Here is a 4,997-nt window from a genome sequence, read left to right on the forward strand (position 1 = left end):
AGCATGTCCTCATAATGGGCCACGATGTAGTCGGCGACCGCCGTCGAGTCCCGTGGCATGTTTGGCGTCGCCTCGCCGATCGCTGCGGCCGCAATGCCGCCTGCGATCCAGGGCGCGCCATAATGGGCACGGCCGATCATCACGGCGTCGGCACCCGATTGATCGAGAATGTCGGCCGCTTCCGCCGGCGAAGAGACGTCACCATTGGCGACGACCGGGATGGACACGGCTTCCTTGACGCGGGCGATGGCGCGCCAGTCGGCCTTGCCCTGGTAGAACTGGCAGCGCGTGCGGCCGTGCACGGTCACCATGCTGACACCGGCCTGCTCGGCGCGGCGCGCGAGCATCGGCGCATTGAGCGCGCCTTCGTCCCAGCCAAGCCGCATCTTGACCGTCACCGGCACCTCGACCGCGCCGACAACGGCGTCGATCAGCGACAGTGCGTGGTCGAGATCCAGCATCAATGCCGAACCCGCATAACCGCCGGTAACCTTCTTGGCCGGGCATCCCATGTTGATGTCGATGATGTCGGCGCCCTCACCGGCGGCGATTCTGGCACCTTCGGCCATGTGCATCGCCTCACGGCCTGCCAGCTGAACCATATGGACGGGCAGGCCGGAGTGGCGTATGCGCAGCTTGAAACCGGCCCTGCCCTTGGCAAGCTCGCCGCTGGCAACCATTTCGGATACGACCAGGCCCGCTCCATGCGCGTGGGCACGCTGCCGGAACGGCTCGTCCGTAATCCCCGACATCGGTGCGAGGAACACGCGATTGCGGATTCTCACGCCACCGACATCGAGCGGCGCGGCCAATTTGGTCAAGTTAACCATGCACAAAAACCAAGCATCTTCATTCGTTGCACATTCTCTAGCCAGAACCGGCGCAATGTGCAACGCGGAATGACGCCACATTAAGGCGCAATTGGGAAAATGCCGGCCTTCGGCTTTGGCCGCGACCAAAGCGCCGCGCGTCGCCGAGGACGCGCAAAAGACGCTTTGGAATTTCATACTTAGCGCACGATCTTTCCGAAAACCGATTACACTTTTCGGGATCGTGCGCTAGGACCAAACAGGCATGACTGACGCAAGTGAAAATCACGTTTCGGGTGCGGATGGCAAGGTCGCGGTGGTGATCGTTGCGGCCGGCCGTGGTGCGCGCGCCGGACAGGCCAACGGACCGAAGCAATATCAACACATTGGCGGCTTTGCCGTCATTGCACACACGCTGGACATTTTTCTGGCCCACCCGCGGACGAGCGAGATCGTCGTCGCCATTCATGCCGATGACCATGAGTTGTTCCGGCAGGCGGCGGGCGCCAATGCCGAGCGCGTCACCGCCATCATGGGCGGGGCGACGAGGCAGGAATCCGTTCGGCTCGGCCTGCTTGCCCTTAGAGGCCACGCGCCGGCGCAGGTCCTGATCCATGACGCCGTGCGTCCGTTTGTCGATGCGGACCTGATAGATCGCACCATCGCCGCCATCGGCGAGCGCGAGGGCGCGTTGCCCGCTTTGCCCGTCGCCGACACGCTGAAGCGCGAATCGGCCTCCGGCGTGGTTGGCGAAACCGTATCGCGCAGCGGGCTTCACGCGGCGCAAACGCCACAAGGCTTTCCGTTCTGGCCCATTCTTGCCGCGCACGAGAAAGCCCGTCATCTGGGAAAAATGGATTTTACCGACGATGCCGCGATCGCCGAATGGGCGCATATTCCGGTCAAGATCGTTCCGGGCTCGCCGGACAATGTCAAACTCACCTGGGCACGGGATATTGCGATGGCGGACCAGCGGCTTTCCGGCGAACGCGTGCGCTTTCCCGACATCCGTACCGGCAATGGCTACGACGTCCACGCCTTCGAACCGGGAGACCATGTCACTTTGTGTGGCGTCGCCATAGCGCACGACAAGAAGCTGTCCGGCCATTCCGACGCCGATGTCGGTCTGCACGCCTTGACCGATGCGCTGCTGGCGACTTGCGGCGCAGGCGACATCGGCACGCATTTCCCGCCATCCGACCCGCAGTGGAAAGGCGCTGCGTCGCGCATATTCGTCGAGCATGCGGCGAAACTGGTCCGCGCGCGCGGCGGCCGCATCGCCAATGCCGACATCACGCTGATCTGCGAAGCGCCGCGCGTCGGCCCGCATCGCGAGGCCATGACCGCAGCCCTTTCGCAGATGCTGGCAATTACGCCGGATCGCATCTCGATCAAGGCCACAACCAATGAGAAGCTCGGCTTTGTCGGGCGCGAGGAAGGCATTGCGGCGATCGCCACCGCCAGCGTGGTGTTTCCCGGCGAGGTGCCGGAATGACCCACAACGAGCTGGCAAATGCCCTGCTGCAAGCCTGCCAGAGACGCGGCATCATGCTGGCAACGGCGGAAAGCTGCACCGGCGGCATGATCATCGCCGCGTTGACCGACATCGCCGGCTCGTCCGCCGTGATCGATCGCGGCTTCATCACCTATTCCAACGAAGCCAAGATGGACATGCTCGGCGTTTCCGCCGCCACGCTCGGGGCGCATGGCGCGGTTTCGCGCGAGACTGCGATTGAAATGGCGGCAGGCGCGCTTGCCCGTTCGCGCGCCGGGCTGACCCTGGCGGTCACCGGGATCGCTGGGCCTGGCGGCGGTTCGGCGGAAAAACCGGTCGGCCTGGTCTGGTTCGGGGTTGCGCTGGACGGCCGACCGATTGTCGCCGAGCACCAGCTCTTTGCAGACAAAGGCCGCGATTTCATTCGTCGCGAAACGGTCCGGCAAGCGCTGGAGTTGGGCCTGCAAGCACTCGGCTAACCCTGGACCCGGGGTGCTGCACCGTAGATGACGTCGGCGCGCTTCTCAAAGGCTTCGGCGAACATGCGGAAGGCGCGATCGAACATGGTCCCCATGACCGCGCCCAGAATACGGCTCTTGAACTCGTAGTCGATGAAGAAGCGGACGGTGCACCCGGCGCCGTCCGCTTCGAAACGCCAGACGTTGCTCAAATATTTGAAGGGCCCGTCGATGTACTTCACGTCGATGGTGTTCTCGGCGGGCTTCAGCAGCACCTGCGTCGTGAAGGTTTCGCGGATCGCCTTGTAGCCGATGCTCATGTCGGCAAGCAGAACCGTGCGCCCGTCACGCTCCTTGCGCGAGCGAACCGTCAGCGCTTCGCAAAGCGGCAGGAATTGCGGATAGGATTCAACATCGGCGACCAGCGCGAACATCTGCTCGGGTGTATGGGATACGCGTCGGGTGGCTTCGAATTTTGGCATGAAACCAGCGGGTTAGGCTGTTTTCTTGAGAATCGCTTCCCGTGCCGCACGCAGCTTGGCGAAATCGTCGCCGGCGTGATGCGACGAACGCGTCAGCGGGCTGGACGCCACCAGCAGGAAACCCTTGGTCCGGCCGATCGTCTCGAAAGATTTAAACTCCTCCGGAGTGACGAAGCGGATCACCGGATGGTGCTTCTTCGACGGCTGCAGGTACTGGCCGATGGTCATGAAGTCGACATTGGCGGACCGCAGATCATCCATCAGCTGCAGGATTTCATTCCGTTCTTCGCCCAGCCCCACCATGATGCCGGACTTGGTGAAGATTGACGGATCGAGCTCCTTGACCCGCTGCAGCAGCCGGATCGAATGGAAATAGCGGGCGCCCGGACGTACCGTCAGATAGTTCGATGGCACGGTTTCGAGATTGTGGTTGAAGACGTCGGGCTTGGCGGCCACGACGATCTCCAGCGCGCCGTCCTTGCGCAGGAAGTCGGGCGTCAGGATTTCGATCGTCGTCAGCGGCGTTGCCGCCCGGATGGCGCGAATGACTTCGGCGAAATGCTGCGCACCGCCATCGGCGAGGTCGTCGCGGTCGACCGAGGTGATGACGACATGGGTCAAGCCCATCTGCTTGACCGCATGCGCGACGCGGGCCGGCTCATCCGGGTCAAGTGCTGTCGGAATGCCGGTGGCGACGTTGCAGAAGGCGCAGGCGCGCGTGCAGATCTCGCCCATGATCATGAAGGTGGCGTGCTTCTTTTCCCAGCATTCGCCGATGTTGGGGCAGCCGGCCTCTTCGCAGACCGTCACCAGCTTGTGCGATTTGACGATTTCGCGCGTTTCGGCATAGCCCTTCGACATCGGCGCCTTGACGCGGATCCAGTCGGGCTTGCGCAGCACATCCTGATCAGGCTTGTGCGCCTTTTCCGGATGCCGCAAGCGCGGGGCGTTGGCGATCGTATCGAGGACAGTGACCATCGGGAAACCTGGTTCATTCGCGACGCCAGTCAGGCGTTCGCTGTCATAACGTCATCTAGGACTTTTCAACGCAAAGAAAAAGGCCGCCGCGGCGCATGCCGCAACAGCCTTTTTCGCATGGCAGCTTTTCAGTGATGCTATCGGCGCACCAGACGCCCCGCCCAGATCAGCAGGCAGGCACCGATAAAGCCGGTGATCAGATAGGCAATCCAGCCGACGCCGAACGGGCCAAAATTGAGAGCCTGCAGAATGGCGTTCAGCACGACCGCGCCGACGATGCCCATAACGATGTTCATGAAGATGCCGGTGTTGCTCTTCATGAACATTTCGGCGAACCAGCCTGCCAGGCCGCCGATGATGATGGCTGCTATCCAGCCGACGCCATTCAGGTGCATATGCCTTCTCCTTGTGTGATGCGTGAAAACGCATCCGCAAACGAAGTACCTTGCCGCCGGGTTCCATCTGTAGCAGCGCTTTCAATCTATCAGGCGTTGAGCGCGCGGCCATAGGCGTCGAGCACGCTTTCCTTCATCATCTCCGACAGCGTCGGGTGCGGGAAGATGGTGTGCATCAGCTCTTCCTCGGTCGTCTCCAGGTTCATTGCCACGACAAAGCCCTGGATCAGTTCGGTCACTTCGGCACCCACCATGTGGGCGCCGAGCAATTGACCGGTCTTCTTGTCGAAGATGGTCTTGATGAAACCCTGATCCTCGCCGAGCGCAATGGCCTTGCCATTGGCGGCGAACTGGAAGCGCCCGACCCGGATGTCCTTGCC

The 4,997-nt window shown here is 62.4% G+C and carries 6 protein-coding genes and 1 pseudogene; 2 read left to right on the forward strand and 5 right to left on the reverse strand.

What is annotated here, in order from left to right:
• A partial coding sequence (gene dusB, locus EN964_RS24125) for a tRNA dihydrouridine synthase DusB (protein ID WP_127276805.1) occupies positions 1-830 on the reverse strand: 830 nt, incomplete at its 3' end.
• A gap of 244 nt (positions 831-1,074) precedes the next feature.
• Between dusB and EN964_RS24130 the strand changes: the two genes are divergently transcribed.
• A complete protein-coding gene (locus EN964_RS24130; protein ID WP_127267303.1) occupies positions 1,075-2,304 on the forward strand; it encodes a bifunctional 2-C-methyl-D-erythritol 4-phosphate cytidylyltransferase/2-C-methyl-D-erythritol 2,4-cyclodiphosphate synthase in 1,230 nt (409 codons plus the stop codon).
• The gene (locus EN964_RS24135; RefSeq protein WP_127267304.1) at positions 2,301-2,783 is read left to right on the forward strand and encodes a CinA family protein; all 483 of its coding nucleotides are present in this window, start codon (positions 2,301-2,303) and stop codon (positions 2,781-2,783) included. The genes EN964_RS24130 and EN964_RS24135 overlap by 4 nt, the downstream gene beginning before the upstream one ends.
• On the opposite strand, the gene EN964_RS24140 is transcribed toward EN964_RS24135, so the two are convergent.
• The 4 genes and pseudogenes from EN964_RS24140 to EN964_RS24155 form a co-directional block, all read right to left on the reverse strand.
• Positions 2,780-3,244 carry a type II toxin-antitoxin system RatA family toxin gene (locus EN964_RS24140; protein WP_127267305.1) on the reverse strand — a complete coding sequence of 155 codons (465 nt, stop codon included), beginning with the start codon at positions 3,242-3,244 and terminating at the stop codon, positions 2,780-2,782. The genes EN964_RS24135 and EN964_RS24140 overlap by 4 nt on opposite strands.
• A 12-nt stretch (positions 3,245-3,256) precedes the next feature.
• Positions 3,257-4,222 carry a lipoyl synthase gene (lipA, locus tag EN964_RS24145; RefSeq protein WP_127272707.1) on the reverse strand — a complete coding sequence of 322 codons (966 nt, stop codon included), beginning with the start codon at positions 4,220-4,222 and terminating at the stop codon, positions 3,257-3,259.
• 137 nt (positions 4,223-4,359) lie between these two features.
• Positions 4,360-4,617, reverse strand: a complete 258-nt coding sequence (locus EN964_RS24150) for a GlsB/YeaQ/YmgE family stress response membrane protein (RefSeq protein WP_023812036.1) — start codon at positions 4,615-4,617, stop codon at positions 4,360-4,362.
• Positions 4,618-4,706: 89 nt separating this feature from the next.
• Positions 4,707-4,997: pseudogene (locus tag EN964_RS24155) on the reverse strand (dihydrolipoyl dehydrogenase); the annotation flags it as partial.

This window comes from Mesorhizobium sp. M7A.F.Ca.CA.001.10.2.1 (genome assembly GCF_003998575.1).
In the GTDB taxonomy this organism is placed as follows: Bacteria; Pseudomonadota; Alphaproteobacteria; order Rhizobiales; family Rhizobiaceae; genus Mesorhizobium.

Excerpts from the sequence above, each read along its gene's own strand:
- EN964_RS24130 (WP_127267303.1), top strand. The coding sequence starts at position 1,075 with ATGACTGACGCAAGTGAAAATCACGTTTCGGGTGCGGATGGCAAGGTC.
- lipA (WP_127272707.1), bottom strand. The coding sequence starts at position 4,222 with ATGGTCACTGTCCTCGATACGATCGCCAACGCCCCGCGCTTGCGGCAT.
- EN964_RS24150 (WP_023812036.1), bottom strand. The coding sequence starts at position 4,617 with ATGCACCTGAATGGCGTCGGCTGGATAGCAGCCATCATCATCGGCGGC.
- EN964_RS24140 (WP_127267305.1), bottom strand. The coding sequence starts at position 3,244 with ATGCCAAAATTCGAAGCCACCCGACGCGTATCCCATACACCCGAGCAG.
- EN964_RS24135 (WP_127267304.1), top strand. The coding sequence starts at position 2,301 with ATGACCCACAACGAGCTGGCAAATGCCCTGCTGCAAGCCTGCCAGAGA.